Here is a 23466-nt window from a genome sequence, read left to right on the forward strand (position 1 = left end):
GGCTCGGAACCTGTTGGCCTGATGCGATGGGCGACCTCTGGTCGCCATCCGGGTCACTGCGATGGTGCGCTTTCGCAGCGCATGGCGGAGGACGGCGCGGACCGCGCCGTCCTTTTGCTGTCGCGCATGGAGGGCTGCCGCATGGCCGCAGGCAACATGCGGAATGTTGTGCTTCCAGCGCCTGTCGGAAGGGACCAGTGCCGCGGCCCTGGTCCGAATTCGCGTAAAGTGCTGCTGCTACAGGTTTTTTCGGAGAGCATGGAGTCGCAGGGCGTCCGATGAAGCATCCGTATGCCGGAGCGCTGGCGGGCGTTCTTCCTCTCGTTGCGCGGATCGGGCTGGGGGGCGATTTCCTCTCTGCGGTGGACGATGCCTGCCCCGAGGGATCGGGCGCTTCCATTGCGCGGCTCGCCACAGTCCCGCACGTGAACGTCACCTTCCAGCCCAAAAACATGGGGGTGGCCAACGGGGCTATTGCCCAGGCCGCGCCTGTGGCCGGGGCGGCTATCGGGATTTCAATACTTTGCCTGGGCCGAGGCGCCGTCCGGCGTGGTGATCTGGATGGCGCCCTTCACCCCCTTCGGCACGGCCACCGGGGCGGTTCCGGCAAGATGGTTGCCATCCACGGGCGCGAGGGGGAAGCGCTGGGCCTTGCCGTCCACCACCAGGATGGCGTTCGCCTTGAAGCCCTCGGCCGGAACCGGTTTCTCCGTCCCGTCGCTGAGATAGAGCAAGACGGCGGGGGTGCCGTCGACCACGAGCTCCGCGTGGTAGCGGCCGGCATCCACGCGCACGCCGCCATGGGCGCCGACGCCCGGCTCATGGGCCTGGGCGGATGCGGCCAGAATGGGAAGGGCGAGAAGCGTAAGCGCCGGGAGGACGCGGCGTGAGGTCATGGTGGGCTCCGTTCAGAAAGCGTCGGCGTGGGCGGCCGGGGCGGTGGGGGGCGGGCCCGCCTCGCGCGCGGCCGCCACCAGCCGCTCCAGGGGGCGGCGGCCATAGCGCAGGACGAGGACGGGGGTGAGCACGGCATCCAGCAGCGTGGCGCTGAGGAGGCCGCCGAAGATGGTGATGGCCACCGGATGCAGGATCTCCTTGCCCGGCACCTCGGCGCCGCCGAGCAGTGGGACGAGGGCGATGCCGGCGGAAGCTGCGGTCATCAGTACCGGCGTCAGCCGTTCCAGGCTTCCTCGCGCCACGAGCCCGGGGCCGAATTCCAGGCCACCCGCGACGGCGAGGTTGATGATGTGGCTGATCTTCAGGATGCCGTTGCGCGCGGCGATGCCGGTCAGCGTCACGAAGCCGATCATGCTCGCCACCGAGAGCGGCTGCCCGGCGATGAACAGCGCCAGCACGGCGCCGATGAGCGCCAGCGGCACGCTGCCCATGATGACGAGCGCGAACAGCACCGAGCGGTAGCGGCTGTAGAGGATGGCGAACACCATGAGCAACGACACCGCCGAAAGCGTGCCGATGGTGCGCATGGAGGCCTCCTGGGCCGCGAAGGTGCCTTCGAGGCTGGTGGAGACGCCGGGCGGAAGCGCCGCCGCCGCGATGATCCCGCGCATGTCGGCGATGATGGCCGCCGCGTCCCGCGCCCCGGAGGTGTTGGCCAGCACCACGATGCGCCGCCGCCCGCCCTCGCGCAGGATCTGGTTGGGCCCATCGGTTTCCCGCACCTCCGCCAGCTCGGAGAGGGGCACCCAGCCCGCCGGGGTCTCGATGAGCAGCACCTTAAGGCCCTCGGCGGTGCGATCGGCATCGGGCAGGCGGAGCACCAGCTCGAACCGGCGGTTTCCGTCCACCAGGGTCGAGACCACGCGGCCATTGGAAAGCCGCTCCAGCGCATCGGTCACCTGCGCCGGCTGGAGGCCGTAGAGGGCGGTGCGGGTGTAATCCACGCGCACGGTCACCTCGGGCACGCGCACCTGCCGCTCCACCTGAAGATCAACAAGGCCGGGGATATCGGCGAGGCGCCGGCGCAGGTCCTCCGCCGTGGTGCGCAGGGTGTCGAGGTCATCTGCGAACAGCTTCAGGGCGATCTCCGCGCGCACGCCGGAGAGCATGTGGTCGAGCCGGTGGGAGATGGGCTGGCCCACGTTGAACGCGGCCGGCAGGACGGCGAGGCGATCGCGGATGTCGGCGGTGATCTGCGCCCGGCTTCGGGCGGAGGGGGCAAGATCCACCTCGATCTCGGAGGCGTGGACGCCTTCGGCATGCTCGTCCAGCTCGGCGCGCCCGGTGCGGCGGCCTACGGCCTTCACTTCCGGCACCTCCTGGATGAGCTTTTCGGCGACGAGGCCCATGCGGTGGCTCTCGGCAAGGGAAAGCCCCGGCTTGAACGACATGGAGATGGTGAGCGAGCCCTCGTTGAACGCCGGCAGGAAGGCGCGCGGCAGGCCGGCGGCGGAGGCGAGGGCGGCAAGGAAGAGCACGCAGACCGTGGCCATCACCAGGCGCTGGTAGCGGAAGGCGGCGGAGAGCAGCGCCGCGTATCCGCCCTTGAGGCCGCGCACGAGGGCGCCGTCGCGCTCCACATGGCGGCTGAGCGCCGGCAGCAGGTAATAGGCCAGCACCGGCGTCAGCGTGATGGAGGTGGCAAGGCTCGCGAGGATGGAGACGATATAAGCCTGCCCCAGCGGCGCGAACAGCCGCCCCTCGATGCCCGGCAGCGCGAACAGGGGCACGAACACCAGCACGATGATGAGGGTGGCATAGACGATGCCCGAGCGCACCTCCCGGCTCGCCGCCACCACCACGTCGAACACCGGCCTGGGCACTGCGGCGGCGGCGTTCTCGCGCAGGCGGCGGAAGATGTTCTCCACGTCCACCACCGCATCGTCCACCAATTCGCCGATGGCGATGGCGAGGCCGCCCAGCGTCATCGTGTTGATGGAGAGGCCGAAGGCGTGGAACACGATGGCGGTGGTGAGGATCGACACCGGGATGGCGGTGAGCGAGATGAGGGTGGTGCGCCAGTTCAGCAGGAATGCGAACAGCACCACCGCCACTACCGCCATGGCCTCCATCAGCACCTTCTCCACATTGCCGATGGAGGCGGAGATGAAGTCCGCCTGCCGGAATACGGGCTGGGAGATGCGGATGCCGTCGGGCAGGGTGCGGTTGAGATCGGCGACCGCCTCCTCCACCGCGCGGGTGAGGGCGATGGTGTCCACCTCCGGCTGCTTCTCCACGGAGACGATCACCGCCGGCCGGCCCATGTAGCCGGCATCGCCGCGCTTGAGGCGGGCGGCGTAGTCCACCTGCGCGATCTGGTGGAGGAAGACGGTGCCGCCGGCCGGGCGCGGCAGCGCGAGGTTCTTCAGGTCGTCGAGGCTCAGCGTGCGGCCGATATTGCGGATCAGTACCTCGCGGGCGCTGTGATCAGCGAAGCCGCCGCCGGAATTGGTGCCAAACTGTTGGAGGGCCTTTTCCAGCGCGTCGAGGGAGATGCCAAAGGCACGCATGGCGGCAAGGTCCGGTGAGACGCGGAACTGCCGCACCTCCCCGCCCATGGGGATCACCTGCGCCACGCCGGGAATGGCCAGCAGCCGGGGGCGGATGACGAAATCCGCGGCCTCGCGCACCGCCATGGGGGTGGCGGTGTCGCTGGTCACCGCGAACATGAGGATCTGCCCCATGATGGAGCTGACGGGCCCCATCTGCGGGGAGACGTTCGCCGGCAGCCGGTCCCGCACCAGCGCGAGGCGCTCCGCGATCTGCTGGCGGTCGCGGAAGATGTCGGTGCCGAAGTCGAACTCCACATAGACCACGGAGAGCCCCACCCCCGAGACCGAGCGCAGGCGGATGAGGCCGGGCAGGCCGTTCATCGCCGTCTCCAGCGGGAAGGTGACGAGCTGCTCCACCTCCGCCGGGGCGAGGCCCTCCGCCTCGGTCATGATGGTGACGGTGGGCCGGTTGAGGTCCGGCAGCACGTCCACCGGCAGGCGGGTGACGGCGTAGGCGCCGTAGAGCACCAGCACCACGGCCATGGCCAGCACCAAAAGGCGGTTGCGCAGGGACTGGGTGACGAGGAAGGTGAACATCGGCCGGCCCTAGCGGATCTGGTCGATGAGCTCGGCGCCCGCGCTCACCACCCGGCGGCCCGGCTCCAGCCCGGCGGTGACGAGCACGCGGGACGCGTCGAGCGGCTCCGTCTTCACCTCGCGCGGCACGAAGCGCTCGGCGCTCGCATGCTCGAACACGATGGCCTGCCCGTTGGCGCCGCGCACCACCGCCTCGCGGGGGATGGCGATCCCCGCACGGGGGGCGCCGGAGGATGCGAGCACGGTGAGGAACTGGCCCGGCCGCAGCCCCGCCGCCTCGCCGGTTACGGCGAACTGGACGGGCACCGCCTGGTTGCGGTCGGAGAGGCCCGCGCCGAGATAGGACAGCGAGACCACGCGGCCGTCGGCGAAGCGCCCCTGGGCGCCCGAGCGCCCGGCGTCGGGGGAGAAGCTGAGCGCCTCCACCCACAGGCGGGCGGGATCGAGGATGCGGAACACCACGGTGTTCGGCTCCGCCACCTGCCCCGCCACAGCGTCGGCGGCGGCGATGACGCCGGGGACCGGGGCGCGCAGGGCCTCCGGTTCGCGCTGCACCCGCTCCAGCTTCGCGCGGCGGGTCGTCAGGCCCTTCAGCTCGATCTCCGCCTCCTCCACCTCGCGGCGGGTGACGGCGTCGGGGATGGCCGAGAGCCGCTCGTACCGGCGCTTCACGATGGCGATCTGCTGGTCGAGCTCGTAGCCCTGCTGCTCCAGGTCCTTGAGGTCGGAGGCGCCGATGGGCTGGTGCACATAGGCGAGGATCTCGCCGGCCTCGACCTTCGCGCCGAGGGGCCTGAAGCCGCCGGGCGGCGGCGCGAGGCGCCCGCCCACGGTGCTCTGCACCAGGCCGCTGGCATTGGCGTCCGGCACCACGCGGCCCGGCATTTCCAGCGTGCGGGCGAACGCGCCGGAGGCGGTGACGACGGTGCGCACGCCGAGGATGCGCTGGCTCGGCTTCGGCACGATGACCGAGCCGTCCGGCAGGCGCTGCGCCGCATCGCGCGCCGCGGGCCTGGCGGCATCGGCGGCCCAGGCGTGCTGCGGCACGCCGGCCAGTATTGCGCCGAGCGATCCGAGGACGAGGAGCGCACTCATCCGGCGCCGGCGCGACATGGCGAGCGCACCGGCGATGAAGCCGATGACGACACCGGCCAGAACACCCACGGGCAGCGCCCCCCATTGAGCGAGCGCGGCCGGCACCACCGGCCGCGCACTGGCATCTGCCGTCGGCGCGGGGACGGTCAGCGTGGCGAGGAGCACGTCCAGCGTTCCGCCCGCCGTCACCGTGAAGGCGAGGTCGTGGGAGCCGGGCGCGGCGAGGAACGGCGCGGCAAGCACATAGGTGCCCGGCTCCGCCGGTTGCGCTGCCTGCGTGCCCGCGGGCGTGTCCACCTCGATGGTGGCGCCTTCCACCGGCGCATTGTCGGCGAAACGGTCGAGATGGATGGCGAGCACGCTGTCGCGCAGCACCGCGACAAGCTCGAAGTCGGCCGACGCCGCCTCGGTGCGGGGGGAGAGGGTGGCCGGCTGGGGCGGCGGCGGGGCACCATGGTCGTGGCCCTCGTGCGCAATGGCGGCCGTCGCCAGCGCCACGGCGCCGAGGCCGGTGACTGCTCTGCGCGGCAGATGGAACGCCATGCCTCGACCCGTCCGTTCGCAATTCGGTAGGGGAGGCTGATAACGCGCCGGCTGTCACCGCGCGTATCGCTTCTGTATCAGTTTGTTTCAGCCCGGCGCGGGATGCTGGACGCGCGGCAGGCTGATGGTCGCCACCAGCCCGCCGCCTTCGCCATTGGCGAGGGTCAGCGTGCCGCCATGGGCGACCACGGCGCCATGGGCGATGGTGAGGCCGAGCCCCACGCCGCCGGTCGCGCGGCTGCGGGATTCCTCGAGCCGCACGAAGGGCTCGAGAACCGTGGCGAGCTGGTCTTCGGGAATGCCAGGCCCGTCGTCCCGCACCGTCACGATGGCCTCGGCGCCGGCCTCGGCGATGGTGACGTGCGCCGCGCCGCCATAGGCCAGGGCATTCTCCAAGAGGTTCGATACCGCCCGCTTGAGGCCGAGGCGGCGGCCCTCGATCACGAGACGCGGCGGCGCTGAGAGGTCGGCAGGGCGCCCGCGGTCGCGGGCATCGTCCACGATGGTCTCCGCCAGCGCCACCAGATCGAATGCGCGCACCGGCTCTGCGGCGGTCTCGCCGCGCAGGTAGGAGAGGGTCGCTTCCACCATCTGCTCCATCTCCGCCACGTCGGCAGCCATGGCTGCGCGCAGTGTGGGGTCGGGCACGTCCTCCAGCCGGAAGGCGAGCCGCGTCATGGGTGTGCGCAGGTCATGGGAGACGGCGGCGAGGGCCTGCGTGCGCCGTTCCACCAGCTGGGCGATGCGCGCCTGCATGCCGTTGAAGGCGTGGGCCAGCTCGCGCACCTCCCGCGGGCCGTTCTCCGGCAGCCGCGTGGCGGGCGCATCGGGCGGCAGGGCGGCGACGGCGCGCGCCATGGCGCGGAGCGGGCGTGTGAGCCACGCGGCGATGGCCAGCGACAGAAGCAGCACGCCGGCGGCCATCAGCGAGGTTGAGAGGAGCGAGCCATGGGCGCCGCCCGCCGTGGGGGCCGAAAAGAACAGGCTGGTATTCAGCCAGCTGCCATCGGGCAGGCGCAGGGCGATGAGGCTGAGGTGCGGGTCCGATCCGCTCCCCACCACGATGTCGGCCGGCCCGATATCCGGTGCGAGGGCCCGCAATTCCTCGGCAAGACGCGTCTGGCTACCCGCCGCGCCGGGGCCCGCCACCGCCATCACCTGCCGGCTCCAATGGGCGTCGATGGCCCCGCCCGACAGCTCATGGGCCACCTCCTCCCGCCGCTCGGGCGGGGCGGCCGCGAGGGTGCGCCGGAGCGAGGTCAGCTGGTCGGCCAGCCGCATGGCGTGGGCGGCATGGCGCTCGCTCTCCATGGCGTGCTCGTAGGTCCACAGGCTGAGCACATGCACCACGACGATGCCGAGCACCGCCACCACGGCGGTGCGCACGGCGAGGCTGTCGAGGGCGCGGATCACGAGCGGTGCACCTCGGGGGAAAAGAGATAGCCGGCGCCGCGCACGGTCTTCACCATCTCCGCGCCGCCATGGGCGTCGAGCTTCTTGCGCAGCCGGCTCACCTGGATGTCGATGGCCCGGTCGAAGCCGGTGGCGATGCGGTTCTTGGCGGCATCCATGAGCTGGTCGCGGGTCAGCACCCGCTGGGGATGCTCCAGGAACGTCAGCAGCAGGTCGTATTCCCCGGTGGAGAGGTCCACCACCGCGCCGTCGGGATTGGTCAGCTCTCGGCCGCGCGGATCCAGCGTCCAGCCGGCGAACGCGAGCCGGGCGCCGCCGGCCGCGGTGCTGCCGCTGGCCGGACGCATGCGCCGCAGCACGGCATGGATGCGGGCCAGCAGCTCGCGCGGGTTGAAGGGCTTGGCCAGGTAATCATCGGCACCCAGCTCCAGCCCCACGATGCGGTCGACATCGCTGCCGCGCGCGGTGAGCATGATGATGGGCACCTCGGACGTGCGGCGGATCTCCCGGCACAGATCGAGCCCGCTTATGCCTGGCAGCATGATGTCGAGGATGATGAGGTCCACCGGGCCCGCGGCCAGGATCTCCCGCATCTCGCGCGCATCCTGCGCCGACGTCACCTTGTGCCCGTTGTCGCGCAGGAATTTGCCGGCGAGGCGGCGGATTTCGGCGTCGTCGTCGACAATGAGGATATGGCTTTCGGGGAGCACGGGGGACACAGGTCTCGCTCTGGGTTGAGGCGTCCTTCGAGGAGCGGTCACGGGGAGCGCTGCTTCATTCGATGGCGTCGGTTCAGCCAAGTGGCTTGCCCTCCGCTCCATGGTGATGGCGCGCGGCGTGCTCAGGCCGTGGCGTTCTCGTAGATATCCTCCTCCTGCGCATTGTGCATGCGCACCAGCGCCTCGATGGATTCCACCATACGCTGCGCGTCGCGGATCAGGTAGCGGTCCGCATCGGACGCGGACAGGCCTTCCGCGAGGCGATTCAGCAGGCGGGCGAGATGGAGGATCTCGCGATGGGCGCGGCTCATGGCGGCGAGGCCGTCGCCGTCGTGCACGGTGGCGCGCAGCTGTGGGTAGACGCTGTCCTCGTCCCGCCGCTCGTGGACGGCAATCCTGGTGGCCACCAGCATGCTCGCCTCGCGGATCAGGGCGACGGCGGGAGCTCCGGTGGCGTCGTCCAGGGCGTCGGAGATCTCCCGCATCCGGTCGAGGGTCGCCTCCAGCCCGCGATGGTCCTCCTGAAGAGCCAGGGTGACCGCCGGCTTCAGGGCGCGACGGCCGAGGCCATGGCCTGCCGTCAGGGCACGCAGGGCGTTGAGGATGACCGCCACGTCGATAATCTCCTGGGTCACCGCGCCGGCCACCGGCGGCAGCCAGCCGAAGGCCGCTGCGATCATGGCGATGCCTGAAAGCCCCATGCCGACGCCGATGCTCTCCATGGCGATACGCCGCGTGCGCTTGGCGATCGCCACCGCGTCCGACACCCGATCCAGCCTGTCCACGAGGATGACCGCGTCCGCCGCTTCGGACGAGGCGCTCGCGCCGCGCGCGCCCATGGCGATGCCCACGCCGGCGGCGGCGAGGGCCGGCGCGTCGTTGATGCCGTCGCCGACCATCAGCGTCGGGTTCAGCCGCTGCTCCACCGTGATCGCCTCAAGCTTGTCGCCGGGGCTCCGGTTGGCGAGGGCGGAATCGAGGTCCAGCGCGGCGCCGATGGTTTCCGCCGCCTCGGCATTGTCGCCGGTCAGCATGACGATCCGCTTCACGCCCGCCGCCCGCAGGGACTGGATGGCGTGCGGCGTTTCCCGCCGCAGCTCGTCGGCGAGCAGGATTGCGCCCTTCGCCCTGCCGTCCACCGACACGAAAATGCTGAGGGCCGATCGCCAGGCGGCCCGCCTCAGCGCCCGCTGCGCCCAGGGCTCGGGATGGAGGGCGCCGCAGACGAGGTCATAGGAGCCCGCCTTCACTAGCTTTCCGCCCACGTGGCCCTCGAGGCCTGACCCCATGGTCTCGTGCACGCCCTCCGGCGGTTCGAGCGCGATGCCCCGCCCACGGGCTGCGGAGACGATGGCCGCCGCCACCACATGGTGCGAGGCCTGCTCCAGGGAGGCCGCGAGGCGCAGGATCTCATCCGGGCTTTCGCCGGAGGCGGTCTCCACGGCGACCAGGCGGGCGCCGCCCACCGTCAGCGTGCCGGTCTTGTCGAGCACCACGGTGTGGGTGCGGGCCAGGGCCTCCAGCGCCGCTCCGCCCTTCACGAGAATGCCGAGCCGCGCCGCCCGCGCGACACCGGCGATGAACGCCACCGGGGCCGCCAGGATCAGGGGGCATGGCGTCGAGGCCACCAGCACCGCCAGGGCGCGGACTTCGTCTCCCGAAAGCGCCCAGGCCAGCCCGGCAAGGGCCAGGGTCGCCGGCAGCAGCAGCAGGGCATAGCGGTCGGCGAGGCGGATGAAGGGGGCCTTGGCCGTCTGCGCCGCCGTGACCATCCGGACGATGCCCGCATAGGTGCTGTCGCCGGAGACGGCGGTGGCGCGGATCTCGAAGGTCTCGCCGGCATTTATGGTGCCGCTGAACACCAGCGCGCCGCGCGTCTTGCGAACGGGCAGGGGCTCGCCGGTGAGGGCGGCCTCATCCAGCGTGGCGGAGTCGGTGGTGAGGAGGCCATCCACGGGAATGACCTCGCCGGCATCCACCACCAGCAGGTCGCTGGCCGCGATGGTCTCCACGGGAATGTCGGTGATGGCGTCGCCATCACGACGGTGGGCGATGCGCGGGGCACGATCGACCAGCGACCGCAGGTCCCGCTCCGCGCGCGCGACGGCGATGTCCTCCAGCAGATTCCCGCCGGCATACATTACGGCAATGACTGAACCCGCGAGATTCTCGCCGAGCGCGACCGCGCCGCCCATGGACAGCAGCGCCACCGCATCCACGCCCAGGCGCCCGGCGGCGAGATCTCTCGCGATGGAGACGGCGAGCCAGGCGATAACGGGAAGCGTGCCGCCGGCCCAGATCCGGGCGGCGAGCGTCGGGTGCCCGAGCCCCCATGCGGCCATGCCGCCGATGAGGCTGCCCAGCGCGATCCCCGCGAGGCCCCAGCGCAGAACGCGCGCGTCGAGGAGATGTCCCATCCGACCCCCATGGCCGTGCCCGCACGGCCGCAGGGGAGTTTAATGCGATGGTCCCGCGCTCGCCATGGCACGGTTGCGCGCTCGATCGCCTCGTTGTGCGACATAGAGAGGTTGTCTGCATCACGAGAATGTGAAGTGGTGTGCTGATCGCGCGAGGTGCCCTGGACCCGCATACCGGGGCGCGTCATGCGGTCCGGGCCGGTGCTCGCCCTGCGCCAGCCACGCGTCGTTGCATCGCTGCACGGATGGCGGCGCCCGACTCCAGTGGCGAGGCTTCCAGGGCTTAGGGGCGGATCGTTTCCCCGCGGAAGCGCCGAAAGCCGGCTCGAAGCGCGTTCCTCGCAAGCCGTGAACCGTTCTCACTTACCGGCGGGGCGCGCGACATGCCTTTGAATTTCCAGAACCCGGAACCCGCCGCAGAGGGGCATGGGCGATTACCGCAGGTGCTGAAGGGCGATTGGTGAGGATCACACGGCCGGCGCGGGATTTTCCCACGCATCGCCCCGGTGCCGGCAAATCTCGAATCGACCGCGCCTGGCGCGTCCCGGCCGCGGAGGAGCGGTGGTGCCGCCGGCCTGGCGGATGTCATGACCTGGATGTCCTGGTCGAGGCCAGCGCGACTGAGACCGCGCGGTTGTCGCCGGAAGTGGCAGGCCGCAGGCCTCGTGCCGCGAACGGCCACGCTTGCCAGTCGCGCCGCGTGGCGGCAATGTCCGCCCGGCAAGGCGCTCGGCGGGTGCCTGCCGGAATATGTCCCGCCGAGCAACCGGACATTGGGAAACTGCCAGATCATGAACATGGACTGTGGGAACGCCGCGGCCGGCGAACTTGACGAGGTCGGCTCGCCTGGGCTTCGTGCGGGGGCGCTCAGCCGCCGGTCGTTTCTGTTCGGTTCCGCCATGGGGCTCGGCGCGCTGGGTCTCGCCGGCTGCGGGACACTCGACGGCATGAGCGTCGCCGAGGCGGAGAAGCTCTACGGGCCGGTGCCTACCGAGAAGTTCCCGATCCCGGGGGTGGATGTCAGCAAGGTCAATCCTAAATATTATCGTCGCACGGTGCGCTACGAAACCAAGGAAGCGCCCGGAACGATTATTGTCGATCCCGCCAATTACTATGTCTACCGCATCGAGGAAGAGGGCGTAGCCACCCGCTATGGCGCCAATGTGGGCCGCGCGGGGTTCCTCTGGAGCGGTGATGCTTATGTCGGGCGCAAGGGCGAATGGGCCACCTGGACGCCTCCCAAGGAGATGATCAAGCGCCAGCCCGAGGCGGCCAAATACGCCGGCGGAATGCCTGGCGGCCTCGAAAACCCGCTCGGCGCCCGCACGCTGTATCTCTACCAGAACGGCACCTACACGCTCTACACGATCTACGCCACGAGCGATCCCGAATCGATCGGCACCGGCGTCACCAGCGGCTGCGTCGGTCTCCTGAGCCAGGACATGATCGACCTCTACTCGCGCACCCCGGTGAAGACGAAGGTCGTCGTCCTGCCGGCATAGGGCCTGCAGGATTGAACGTTTGGCTCGAGTGCTCAAGGCCTGGGCGAAACGGCTCCTGCTGAGCGTCGGCGGGGAAACGGGAGGTTGCGTCGCCCCTGGCCGGGCCGCCGGCTCCGGGGAGGTGCGCCCTTGCCGGCGTGGAGCTATGCCTTTGCCGCCGGCCCGCGTAGCGGCGTCGGGGCGTTGAAGTCACAGACCTGGCGCGCCATCTCGCTGACCCTGCGGCAGACCGGGTCGCCCAGGTGGAAGGCCGCATATTGCAGCGGGCGGTCGGGCCCGGTGTCGACCACGACGAGGTCGCCGGCATCGAGGAAGTGCCGGAAATAGTCGCGGGGAATGTAGGTGGCGCCGAGCCCCGCCCGCGCCAGCTCCGCCAGGGCGACGATGGAGTTGCAGGTGATGGGTTTGGCATCGCCCCGCCCCAGGGACACCAGCGCGTCGCGCATGCGGTGGTGCAGCAGCGAGTTTTCCGCATAGGTGAGCAGAGGCAGGCCAGCCAGCGCCTCCCTGCCAGCTCCGGCCTCCAGCACGCGGGGGCTTACCATCCACGCGTAATCGAGACCGCTCAGCTCCACCACCGTGCAGTCCACCCTTCCCTGCGGGAGGGGGCCGAGCACGAGGTCCAGCGCATGGCGGGCGAGCTGCGGCAGCATGTTCGAGACCACATCGATGCGCGGCTCCAGCGTGATGAGCGGATAGACCTCCTTCACCGCCGCCAGCAGGGCCGGCAGCCAGGTGAGCGCGACCATTTCCGTCACCCCGAAGCGCAGGCGCCCGCTGTAGGTGTCGGTATTGCCCAGGGTCAGCTCGATGCGCTCGCGCAGGCGCAGCATGGCGGAGAAATCGCCGATGATTTCCCGGCCCTTGAGGGTGAGGGTGCCGGGTGGGGCGTGGCGGTCCAGCACCTCCAGGCCGCACTGGTGCTCCAGCTCGGCGATCCGCTTCGAGATGGTGGACTGGGTGGTGTTGAGCCGCCGCGCCGCCGCCGCGAAGCCGCCGAGCACATGGACCCAATAGACCGCCTCGATCTGCTTCAGCGTCACCTGCACCGCGCGGACCTCCTCTCCCATAAAATAACAGATATTGCACGTATTATGAAAAAAACGAATATGATGGCATGGCTTTTTATCCCTTGAAACAATACTATCAAGATGTTTTTTGTAGATATAAGACGCATCATTGACATCGAGGAGTGAGAGATGGCGCGGCCGGGCGGGCGTATCAGCCTGAATTTCGAGCGGATTTCCACGGAAGTGGTGACGGCTGCCAAGGGCATTCCCGTGGCCGTGGTGGGCGATGTTTCCAACCGCCTGTTCTCGTTCCCCGACGGCTTCCGCAACTATTCCGAAGCCGCGCTCGCCTTCGCCGGCCCCGCCTTCACGGTGCGGGTGCGGCCCGGTGACAACCTGTTCCTTCACAAGGCCCTCGACACCGCCCTGCCGGGCGATGTGATCGTCTGCGACGCCGGCGGCGCGGTGGAGAACGCCATCCTGGGCGAAATGATGGGGCGCTATGCGGCCTCGCGCGGCATCGCCGCCATCATCATCGATGGCGCGATCCGCGACCGTGCCGGGCTCGCCAGCCTGCCGATCCCGGTGTTCGCCCGCGGCGTCACCCCCAATGGCCCCTGGAAGAGCGGCCCCGGCGAGATCGGCTTCCCGGTTTCCGCGGGCGGGCTCTCCGTCGCCTCCGGCGATCTCGTCATCGGCGATGCCGATGGGGTGCTGGTTCTGCCCCGCCCCGACGCGCCCCAGGTGATCGCCGATGCCCTGAAGCACGCCGAGGTGGAGCACCAATGGGCGGCGCAGATCCGGGAGGGTACCTGGCCGCGCGGCTGGGTGGATGAGGCCCTCGCCAAGCTCTGATCCCGCCAGATCCGTCCCGATAATTCGGCCTCGACACGCCCCCCGTGTCCCTCCCAGGAGGTTCCCCGAGATGACGTTTCCCCTTCGCCTTGTTGCCGCGGTCGGCCTTGCCGCGTTGCTGCCGCTCTCCGCCATGGCGGAGGAGGCCTATCCGCAGAAGCCGGTCACCATCGTCGTCCCGCAGTCGCCGGGCTCGGTGACGGACATCGTGGCCCGTGCCATCAGCGGGCCGCTCTCCAAGGCGCTGGGCCAGCCGGTGGTGATCGACAACCGCAACGGCGCCAGCGGCATTATCGGCGCCGAGCGCGTGGCCCGCGCCAAGCCCGACGGCTACACCCTGTTCGTCGGCTCAGTGAGCACCCACGGGCTCAACTCCGGCATCTTCAAGACGCTGCCATACGATCCGCTGAAGGACTTCGCGCCCATCACACAGATCACGGACTCCCCGCTCGTGATCGCGGTCAGCCCCGAAAGCAAGATCCGCACCCTGAACGAGCTGATCGCGCGCGCCAAGGCGGAGCCGGGCAAGCTCACCTTCGCCTCCGCCGGCAACGGCAGCGGCTCGCGCTTCACCGGGGAGCTGCTGAAGGCGAGCGCCGGCATCGACCTGACCCATGTGCCTTATCGTGGCCCGGCCGAGGCCGTGGCGGCCGTGGTGGGCGGCGAGGCGACCCTCGCCATCCCCTCCGCACCGAGCACCCCCACCTTCATCAAGTCCGGCCGGCTGGTGCCGCTGGCGGTGACCGGCGCGACCCGCACCGATCTCCTGCCCGACGTGCCCACCACCGCGGAGCTGGGGCATCCGAGCGTCGCCTTCACGAGCTGGACCGCCCTGTTCGCGCCCGCCGGCACCCCTGAGCCCATCGTCCAGCAGCTCTACCGCACCACCAAGGCGGTGCTGGCCGAGCCGGAGGTGCGCAAGGCCCTCTCCGACGTGGGCGCGAGCCCGGTGGGCTCCACCCCGGATGAGCTGCGCGTGTTCGTGGAATCCCAGGTCGCCACCTGGACCAAGGCCGCCCGCGACGCCAACATCTCCGAGAACTGAGCCCGGCCGGCGTCCGGCACCTCCTCGAAGCCCGTCCGCGCCGCGGTCGGGCTTCGCCCCCTCGCGGCAGGACAGTCCATGCGCTCAGCCATCCGGAACGGCCGCAATCTCGTGATCGGCCTGATCTACATCGCCTTCGGGCTGGCATTCCTGCTGCTCTCGCGCGCCTATCCCATGGGCACGCTCGCCAAGATGGGGCCGGGCTACCTGCCGGCGGCGCTGTCGCTCGTGCTCATTGCCGTGGGCGCGGCGTCGGTGGCGCTCTCCTTCACAGGCCCCGCGGAAGCGATGGCGCGGCTGAACCTGCGCGCCGCCGCCTTCGTGGTGGCGTCGGTGGCGGGCTTCGCCTTCCTGCTCGAGCGGGCCGGGCTCGTCATGGCGCTGGCCGTGCTGCTCGGCGTCAGCGGCGCGGCCAGCCGGGAGAGCCGGCCCGACCTCGCGACCCTCGCCGCCAGCGCCATCATCATCGTGCTGTGCGTGCTGGTGTTCGTGGTGGGGCTGGGCCTGCCCATGCCGCTCGTCGGCAGATGGTTCCGCTGATCGCCCGGAGGGCACCCCTTGGATCTCCTGTCCCACCTCGCGCTCGGCTTCTCGACGGCGGTCTCGCTCGACAATCTCATCTATTGCTTCGTGGGCGTCACCCTGGGCACGCTCATCGGTGTGCTGCCGGGGCTCGGGCCGGTGCCCACCATCGCCATGCTGCTGCCGCTCACCTACGGCATGCGGCCGGACACGGCGCTCATCATGCTCGCCGGCATCTTCTACGGTGCGCAGTATGGCGGCTCCACCTCAGCCATCCTGGTGAATCTGCCCGGGGAATCGTCTTCCGTCATCACGGCGGTGGAGGGCCACCAGCTCGCCCGCCAGGGCAAGGCCGGCAAGGCGCTGGCAGTGGCGGCCATCGCCTCGTTCGTGGCCGGCACCATCGCCACCGTGCTCATCGCCCTGTTCGCGCCGCCGCTGGCGGAGATCGCCATCCATTTCGGCGCCCCGGAGTATTTCTCGCTCATGCTGTGCGGCCTGGTGGCGGCGGTGCTGCTCGCCAACGGCTCGCTGCTGCACGGCTTCGGCATGATGGTGCTGGGCCTGCTGCTGGGGCTGGTCGGCACCGACGTGAACTCCGGCGCCCAGCGCTTCACCTTCCAGGTGAGCGAGCTTGCCGACGGCATCGGCTTCGTGGTGGTCGCCATGGGCCTGTTCGGCCTCGGCGAGATCATGGCTAATCTCGACCACGTGGAGGCCCCCACTGCGCCGCCCCACCGGGTGGGTGGGCTGTGGCTCGACCGCGACGATGTCAGGCGCAGCATCGGCCCCACCCTGCGCGGCACCCTGTTCGGCTCCCTGCTCGGCGTGCTGCCGGGGGGCGGGGCGCTGCTTTCGTCCTTCGCGGCCTATTCGGTGGAGAAGAAGATCTCCCCCAATCGCGGCCGGTTCGGCCATGGCGCGCTGGAAGGGGTGGCCGCGCCGGAGAGCGCCAACAACGCCGGCGCGCAGACCTCCTTCATCCCCATGCTGACCCTGGGCATCCCCTCCAACCCGGTCATGGCGCTCATGATCAGCGCCATGATGATCCAGGGCATCCAGCCCGGCCCCTCCATGATGGTGGACCAGCCCGAGCTGTTCTGGGGCGTCATCGCCTCCATGTGGATCGGCAACGTGATGCTGCTGATCCTGAACCTGCCCCTGATCGGGCTGTGGGTGAAGGTGGTGGCGGTGCCCTACCGGCGGCTCTACCCGGCGGTGCTCATGCTGTGCGCGGTGGGCGTGTTCAGCCTCTCCGGCAGCACCTTCGACATCTACATGATGACCGCCTTCGGCGTGCTCGGATACGTCTTCGCCAAGCTGAGGCTGGAGGCGGCGCCGCTGCTGCTCGGCCTGCTGCTGGGGCCTATGATGGAAGAATACCTGCGCCGGGCTCTGCTGCTGTCCGGGGGAGACGTGAGCATCTTCCTCACCCGCCCCGCGAGCGCGGCTCTGCTGCTGGTGGCTGCGGCGGGCACCGTCGTCGTCATGCTGCCGGCCATCCGCCGCACCCGCAGCGAGGCCTTCGCGGAATAGGCCGGAAGAGCGGGCGCTTCAGGGCGACCCGGTGAGCGGAGGGCAAGGGCATCGCGCAGAGCGGCGCGGCAATATCAGCCGGAACTCGATCTGGATGCGTAACCAGAAGGCGCGTCGGTCAAGATACATGGGACACAAGTACAGCCGCGGGGGCGACGGCCCGCGACGCGCCAAAGGTGAGCCACGCCTTCGGATTGAACGTGGATCCTCGCGCCTCTCGATTTCGCCAGAACGCCCTGAACTGTGCATTCAGTTACATTCGTATGATGTGAATGTCTTGGATCTGGGATATGGCACGGGGGCCTGGCTCGGAACATGGGCCGAGACCTGTGGAGTTTCGTCGTGGCCGAGACCTCTTCCATCGCTATCCCGACCGGGCCGGCACCGGCTGGAAATCTACGCGAGATGGTGCGCCAGTTTACGCCCAACTGGTTCGGCGCCACCATGGGGACAGGGGTGCTCGCCCTGGCCCTCAACCAATTCCCGATGAACGTTCCTGGCCTCCACGAGCTGGCGCGCGCCCTCTGGTTCATGAACATCGCGCTCTTTCTCCTGCTCAGCTGCATGTACACGGCGCGCTGGGTCTTCTTCTTCCACGAGGCGAAGCGCATCTTCCAACACCCCGTGGTGTCCATGTTCTTCGGCGCCATTCCCATGGGCCTTGCCACCATCATCAATGGCTTCCTCGCCTTCGGCATTCCCATGTGGGGCGAGGCGGCTCTCGGCATCGCCCATGGGCTGTGGTGGCTGGATGTGATCATGGCCATCGCCTGCGGCTTGCTCATCCCCTTCCTCATGTTCACGCGCCAGGAGCACAGCCTGGAGAAGATGACGGCAGTCTGGCTGCTGCCGATCGTGGCGTCCGAGGTGGCGGCTGCGTCCGGCGCGCTTCTCGTGCCGCTTCTGGATCCCGCTGAAGGCTACGCAATTCAAATCATCTGCTATGCCCTGTGGGCCTTTTCCGTGCCCATCGCCATGAGCATCCTGGTGATCCTTCTGTTGCGCCTGATCCTCTACAAACTGCCCACGCGTGACATGGCGGCTTCTTCCTGGCTGGCGCTCGGCCCCATTGGCACGGGCGCGCTCGGTCTTCTTCTGCTGGGAGGCAACGGGCCGGCGCTCTTCGCGGCCAGGGACGTGCCGATCCTGGGGGAGGTCGGGCTCGGCATCGGCATCATCGGCGGAACCATCCTGTGGGGCTATGGCGCCTGGTGGCTGATGCTCGCGATCCTGAAGACGCTGCGCTACACGCGGGAGGGCATGCCGTTCAACATCGGCTGGTGGGCCTTCACCTTCCCGCTCGGCGTCTATTCGCTTGCGACCCTCGCGCTGGCGCGGGCCACCCATCTCGTCTTCTTCCATGTGGCGGGCGGCGTCCTTATCGTCTGTCTGGCGGGGTTCTGGCTGCTGGTGATGTCCCGCACGCTCCATGGCGCATGGCGCGGCTATCTCTTCTTCTCGCCCTGCCTCGTCTCCGGCATCGCGCCCATCGAGCTGCAGCCGAAAATGGCTTCCGCGCAGGACGCATCGGCTCCCGACAGGCCGAACTAACGCCGGCGCCCAGTAATCTGGATCGAGGCGCTTCACTGAACCCGCCCTGGGTGGCCGATGGCTGCAAGTCCCAGGGCTGCGGAGCCATGACGGGCGAGGCGGCAAACACACAGCCTCCGGGGTGCGCGAGCGGGCGGCGCAGACGGTGCCGGATCACACGCAGAACGGGGCGGGCCGATCTGCACGGTTCTGCCGATTGCCCCGTTAGCCGCTCATCCTCGTGTGGCCCGGAGGACTGAGGTGGCCTCCAGGTCTTATCCAGCGTTGAGTTTGTGCCGGCGTTTGGAAGTTGCGTCGTCGGCCGAGGGCGGGATCAGGCTGCTGAACTGCCGGCGAGGAGCATGGCGCCCGCCCGGGGGCGAGGGTCCAAGGTCGATCGATACATCTCGACGGAAGCGGGCGTGGCGGGGAGGGGAATAGCCGTCAGGGCCAAAAAAAGGCGGGGGCGGCTCCGGCCGCCGTGCATCCGGCAGTTTCCTCGCGCTCAAGCCATCCGCGCGGTGTTTCCACCTGGAGAGGCGGGAGCATAGCCGAAAGATTGCCTTGGGGATTGGGAGCGGGCGCGCTGTTTGTCTGTAAAGACATGGCTGAATCTGATATCCGGCGAATTGTGGCAAAACTGCAGCCCGCTTCCGAGCCGAGGACCCATGCGCCTTTTCCCCATCGCGCTGTGCCAGCCGTCCTCTCGTGCTGCCAGGACCCGTGTCGCAGGCATCCTCCTCGTCACGACGGCCCTCGTCGCCATCGGATCGTCCGTGGCCTGGGCTGATGGTGGGGCGGGTGGTGACGCCGGCAGCCATAAACTGGGTGGCGCGGGTGGCAAGGGCTATAAGGGAGAGGACGGCAAGGCGGCGAAATCGCGCTTCGAGGAGCCGAACGGCGGCGGCGGTGGTGGTGGCGCCGGGGGCGGGCAGGGCGGCGTCGGCGGAACAAGCTGCATCACGACGCCCCACTGCCCCAGCTATGGCGGCAATGGCGGTGCCGGAGGGGAGAATGGAAACGGCCTCGGCAGCGCAACCCTTTCCAATGGCGGCGCCCTGAGCGGCGGCGATGGCAGCGCCGGCGGCGATGCCGTTAATTTCGATGAGGCCAGCAGCGGTGGCGGTGGCGGCGCGGGCGGCTATGGTGCCATCGGCACCGGGAGCGGGGCCAGCACGAACAGCGGCGCCATCAGCGCGGGAGCGGGTGGCAGCGGTGGAGACAGTTCCGGCGGCAGCCTGATCCACACCCGTCTCTCGAATGGTGGCGGGGGTGGAGACGGCGGCGTCGGCGTGTATTTCACCAGCGCCGGGAATACGCTCACGAACTCCGGCAGCATCACGGCTGGCGCCGGTGGCGCTGGCGGCGCCGGCGGTGGCGCGAACACCGGTGGCGGCGACGGTGGAAGCGGTGGCATCGGCCTGTGGTTCGCCGTGCGCGGCAACACCATCGTGAATTCCGGCTCGATCACCGGCGGCAGCGGCGCGGCGGGCGGAGACGGGGGCAGCGCCCTCGGGCATTTCCAAGGCCCCTCGGGCGCGCCCGGCACGGGCGGAGCGGGCATAACCGGCGGCGACCTCACGGTCATCAACAGCGGAACGATCACCGGTGGCCTCTCAGGCGATGGGGTGACACGGGTCAATGCCATCACCTTTGGTGACGGCGTGAATATCCTGGAGATCCAGCCCGGCTCCACCATCGTCGGCAATGTGGTGGCGGGGGGTGAAGCCCGGCTGCGCCTGGGCGGGGCCGGCGCCGGGACCTTCGACGTCTCTGCGGTCGGAAGCAGCGCGCAATATCAGGGCTTCGGCTTCTTCGAGAAGGTGGGCTCCAGCCTCTGGACGCTCACGGGCACGAGCGCGCTCGCCATGCCATGGACCATCAGCGGCGGCACGCTGGCCATCGCGACATATGCCAGCCTGGGAGATCCTTCCGGCGCGCTCACTGTGAACGGCGGGACACTGCAGTTCAACGCCGCGATGACGCTTCAGAATGCCATCACCATCGGCGCCTCCGGCGGCCGGTTCGACACCAACGGCAACGGTGTCATGCTGACTTCGGTAGTGTCCGGCACCGGGGGGCTCGTGAAGGAGGGGGAGCAGGTGCTCGTCCTCGCCGCGGGCGGCACCTACACCGGCGGCACCAATGTGCTCGCCGGCACGCTCGCTCTGGCCGGCTCCGCGGGGCTCGCGGCAGGCGGCGACCTGACGGTCGGGCGCGGCGCGGTCCTCGACATTTCCGCCATGAGCGCGGGGCTCACGGCCGGGAGTTTGGCGGGCGAAGGCGCGGTCAGCCTGGGTGGCAACGCGCTCACCATCGATACGGCGGGCTTCTGGGGCTTTGGCGGCACGATCGCCGATGGCGGCCTCAGCGGCGGTACGGGCGGCGCGCTTGTCAAGCAGGGCACCGGCCGGCTGACGCTCAGCGGCGCCAGCACCTTTAGCGGCGGCACCACCATTGCCGCGGGAACGCTCGCGCTCACGGGCGGCGGCGCGCTCGCCGCGGGCGGGGCGCTGAGCGTCGCCAGCGGCGCGGCCTTCGACATCAGCGGCCTTGCCGGCGGTGGAACGGTCATCGGCGATCTTTCCGGCGCCGGCGCGGTGCGGCTCGGCGGCAAGGCGATGACCGTGGGCACCGCCGACAGCACCGTGTTCTCGGGCGAGATCACCAATGGCGGCACGGCCGGTGGCACGGGCGGCGCGCTCGTGAAGCAGGGCAGCGGCACGCTCGTGCTTTCCGGCGCCAACATCTATGACGGCGGCACCACGCTTTCGGCCGGCACGCTGCAGATCGGCGCCGGCGGCACCAGTGGCTCGATTCTCGGCAGCGTCGCGACCGGCGCGGGCACGACGCTGGCCTTCAATCGGGCGGATGTCTTTACTTTCTGGGGTGCGGCTTCCGGCGCCGGCGCGCTGGTCCAGCAAGGTGCGGGAACCCTCGTGCTGCGGGGCGCAAACACCTACACCGGAGGCACCACGGTGGCCGCCGGCACGCTGCAGGTGGGCGCGGGGGATGCCGGGGGCTCCATCGTCGGCGACGTGGCCGTCGCCGCAGGCGCGACCCTCGCCTTCAATCGCACCGGCACCGTGGTGTTCGATGGCGTGATTTCCGGCGCGGGTGCCCTGGCGCAGCTGGGGCCGGGCACTCTGGAGCTGAGCGCCGGAGGCACCTACACGGGTGCCACCACCGTTTCCGCCGGCACGCTGGCCCTTTATGGCGCCACGCTCGCCAGCTCCGCGGTGGCGGTGGGCAGCGGCGCGACGCTGACGGGGTTCGGCACCATCGCGGGCACCGTCTCGGTGGCCGGCGGCGGCATGCTGTCCGGCGGTGTCACCGGCCGGGACAATCCGGCTGGCATCGCGCTCGCGGCGGGCGGGCTCACCCTGGCGCCGGGTGCCGTTTCGGTGCTCACCCTTGGGGGCAGCGCGAATGTGGGCGTTGCGGAGGTGTTGGGAAACCTCTCCCTGGGTGGCACGCTCAATGTCGATGGCCTGCCGGCCTATGGCGCCGGCATCTATCGCGGCTTCAGCTACGGCGGCAGTCTCGCAGGCAGCGTGGCGCTGGGGATGACCCCGGCGGGCTACACGGCATCCATCGACACTTCCACCGCCGGCCAGGTCAATGTGGTGCTCAGGGATGCGAGCCCCTTCCAGTTCTGGACCGCGAGCGGCGGCGCGCTGGGCGGGTCCGGTACCTGGACGGCTTCCAGCCTCACCTGGGCGGAAGCCGCCTACGGCATCGTAAACCCCTGGGGCGGGGAGACCGGCGTTTTCACCGGCACCGCGGGCACCGTCACCATTTCGGGTGGCCAGTCCTTCGGCAAGATCGAGTTCGTGACCGACGGCTATGTGCTCAATGCGGACGCTGGCGTTTCCGGGTCCGGCCTGGTCATCGGCGGCGGCAGCCGGCTCTGGGTGGAAGGGCACGATGTGACCGCCACCATCAACGCTCCCATCTCGGGGGCGGACGGGCTGGAGAAGATCGGCGCGGGAACGCTGGTGCTCAACGGCATCAACGACTTTTCCGGCGGCCTGCGGATCAGCGGCGGGCGGGTCGCGGTGAGCAGCGATGGCGCGCTGGGGGCCGCCGGGGGGGGGCTCACGCTCGCGGGCGGTGGGCTCACCGCCAGCGCCTCCTTCGATATCGCACGGAATGTTGCCCTGAGCGGCCTCGGTGTTCTGAGCGCGGCGGCAGGGCAGGCGCTCGGCGTGTCCGGCACCGTTTCCGGCAGCGGAAACCTGCGCATCGAGGGCGAGGGCATGGTCACGCTGAGCGGCGCCAATACCTATGGGGGCGCCACCCAGATCGCGGCGGGCACTCTGCTCGTCACCGGCGGCGGCGCCATTCCCGATCTGTCCGCCGTCACCATCGAGGCGGCCGGCACGCTCGCGCTCGGCGCTTCGGAGACCATCGGCTCGCTCCAGGGCGCCGGGCGCGTGGACCTCTCCTCTTATGTGCTCACCACCGGGGGAGACGGGAGTTCAACCACGTTTGCCGGCGCCATCTCCGGTGCCGGCGGCCTCGTGAAGGCCGGCGCCGGCACCATGATCCTCACGGGGGCGAGCACGTTCACCGGCGGCACCACCATCAGCGGGGGTACCCTGATGCTCGGTGACGGCGGCAGCTCCGGCAGCCTTGCGGGGAACGTGACGAACAATGGCGTGCTCGCCTTCAACCATGCACGGGACGAGAGCTTCGATGGCGCCATTTCCGGCACCGGCAGCCTCGTGCAGATGGGGACGGGGACGCTGACCCTTGCCGGGGCGAATTCCTATGCCGGCGGCACGCGGGTTCTCGCGGGCGGTATCGTGCAGGTGGCGGCGGATGCAAACCTCGGCGCCGCCGCAGGCGGCGTGGCCCTGGAGGGCGGGACGCTCTCCGCGTCCGCGAGCTTTTCGAGCGCGCGGACGGTGGAGCTTGCCGGCGGTGGCACGCTCGCGGTCGCGGGCGGGCAGGTGCTCTCCCTCTCCGGCGCCATTTCCGGCAGCGGCGGGCTGACCAAGACCGGCGAGGGCACCTTGACCCTCGCCGGCAGTAATAGCTACGCGGGCGGCACCACCATCGCGGCCGGCACGCTGCAGGTCGGCGATGGGGGCGTCAGCGGGTGGGTTTCCGGCGACATCGTGGACAATGGCGCCTTGGTGTTCAACCGTGCGGACACGGTGAGCTTCTCCAGCACCGTCTCCGGCAGCGGCGTGGTGCGGCAGGTCGGCAGCGGCACGCTGGTGCTGCT

Annotated in this window: 15 protein-coding genes; 8 read left to right on the forward strand and 7 right to left on the reverse strand. The window is 69.9% G+C overall.

What is annotated here, in order from left to right; genetic code table 11:
* On the forward strand, positions 1-282 hold a 282-nt coding region (locus V5F61_RS20325; RefSeq protein WP_393990498.1), incomplete at its 5' end, for a hypothetical protein.
* A 233-nt stretch (positions 283-515) separates the two neighbouring features.
* Here the strand turns inward: V5F61_RS20325 and V5F61_RS20330 are convergent.
* From V5F61_RS20330 to V5F61_RS20355, 6 genes are all read right to left on the reverse strand, one after another.
* On the reverse strand, positions 516-896 hold the full coding sequence (locus tag V5F61_RS20330) for a hypothetical protein (protein WP_393990499.1): 381 nt from the start codon (positions 894-896) through the stop codon (positions 516-518).
* Positions 897-908: 12 nt separating this feature from the next.
* Positions 909-4046 (reverse strand): efflux RND transporter permease subunit, encoded by a 3138-nt coding sequence (locus tag V5F61_RS20335; protein WP_393990500.1) that lies wholly within the window; start codon positions 4044-4046, stop codon positions 909-911.
* Positions 4047-4055: 9 nt separating this feature from the next.
* Positions 4056-5684 carry an efflux RND transporter periplasmic adaptor subunit gene (locus V5F61_RS20340; RefSeq protein WP_393990501.1) on the reverse strand — a complete coding sequence of 543 codons (1629 nt, stop codon included), beginning with the start codon at positions 5682-5684 and terminating at the stop codon, positions 4056-4058.
* Between the two features lie 87 nt (positions 5685-5771).
* Entirely contained in the window at positions 5772-7097 is a 1326-nt protein-coding gene (locus V5F61_RS20345; RefSeq protein ID WP_393990502.1) for an ATP-binding protein, read from the reverse strand.
* On the reverse strand, positions 7094-7807 hold the full coding sequence (locus tag V5F61_RS20350) for a response regulator (protein ID WP_393990511.1): 714 nt from the start codon (positions 7805-7807) through the stop codon (positions 7094-7096). Before V5F61_RS20350 ends, V5F61_RS20345 begins: the two co-directional genes overlap by 4 nt.
* Positions 7808-7938: 131 nt before the next feature.
* Positions 7939-10233, reverse strand: coding sequence for a heavy metal translocating P-type ATPase (locus V5F61_RS20355; protein WP_393990503.1), 2295 nt, complete (start codon positions 10231-10233; stop codon positions 7939-7941).
* A 791-nt stretch (positions 10234-11024) separates the two neighbouring features.
* Here V5F61_RS20355 and V5F61_RS20360 point away from each other — a divergent pair.
* Complete coding sequence (locus V5F61_RS20360) at positions 11025-11735, forward strand: L,D-transpeptidase (protein WP_393990512.1); 711 nt, start codon at positions 11025-11027, stop codon at positions 11733-11735.
* A 143-nt stretch (positions 11736-11878) separates the two neighbouring features.
* Here V5F61_RS20360 and V5F61_RS20365 read toward each other — a convergent pair whose 3' ends face one another.
* A complete protein-coding gene (locus V5F61_RS20365) occupies positions 11879-12805 on the reverse strand; it encodes a LysR family transcriptional regulator (RefSeq protein WP_394104076.1) in 927 nt (308 codons plus the stop codon).
* Between the two features lie 129 nt (positions 12806-12934).
* Between V5F61_RS20365 and V5F61_RS20370 the strand changes: the two genes are divergently transcribed.
* From V5F61_RS20370 to V5F61_RS20395, 6 genes are all read left to right on the forward strand, one after another.
* The gene (locus V5F61_RS20370; RefSeq protein WP_393990505.1) at positions 12935-13600 is read left to right on the forward strand and encodes an RraA family protein; all 666 of its coding nucleotides are present in this window, start codon (positions 12935-12937) and stop codon (positions 13598-13600) included.
* A 70-nt stretch (positions 13601-13670) separates the two neighbouring features.
* Positions 13671-14645, forward strand: a complete 975-nt coding sequence (locus V5F61_RS20375; protein WP_393990506.1) for a Bug family tripartite tricarboxylate transporter substrate binding protein — start codon at positions 13671-13673, stop codon at positions 14643-14645.
* Between the two features lie 78 nt (positions 14646-14723).
* Positions 14724-15185: a tripartite tricarboxylate transporter TctB family protein gene (locus V5F61_RS20380; protein WP_393990507.1), complete on the forward strand. Its 462-nt coding sequence runs from the start codon at positions 14724-14726 to the stop codon at positions 15183-15185.
* 18 nt (positions 15186-15203) lie between these two features.
* Positions 15204-16703: a tripartite tricarboxylate transporter permease gene (locus V5F61_RS20385; RefSeq protein WP_393990508.1), complete on the forward strand. Its 1500-nt coding sequence runs from the start codon at positions 15204-15206 to the stop codon at positions 16701-16703.
* Positions 16704-17045: 342 nt separating this feature from the next.
* Complete coding sequence (locus V5F61_RS20390; protein WP_393990509.1) at positions 17046-18254, forward strand: TDT family transporter; 1209 nt, start codon at positions 17046-17048, stop codon at positions 18252-18254.
* 647 nt (positions 18255-18901) lie between these two features.
* Positions 18902-23466, forward strand: a 4565-nt coding sequence (locus V5F61_RS20395) for a beta strand repeat-containing protein (RefSeq protein ID WP_393990510.1), incomplete at its 3' end; no start/stop codon positions are given.

Source organism: Xanthobacter sediminis (assembly GCF_043195015.1).
GTDB lineage: Bacteria > Pseudomonadota > Alphaproteobacteria > Rhizobiales > Xanthobacteraceae > Xanthobacter.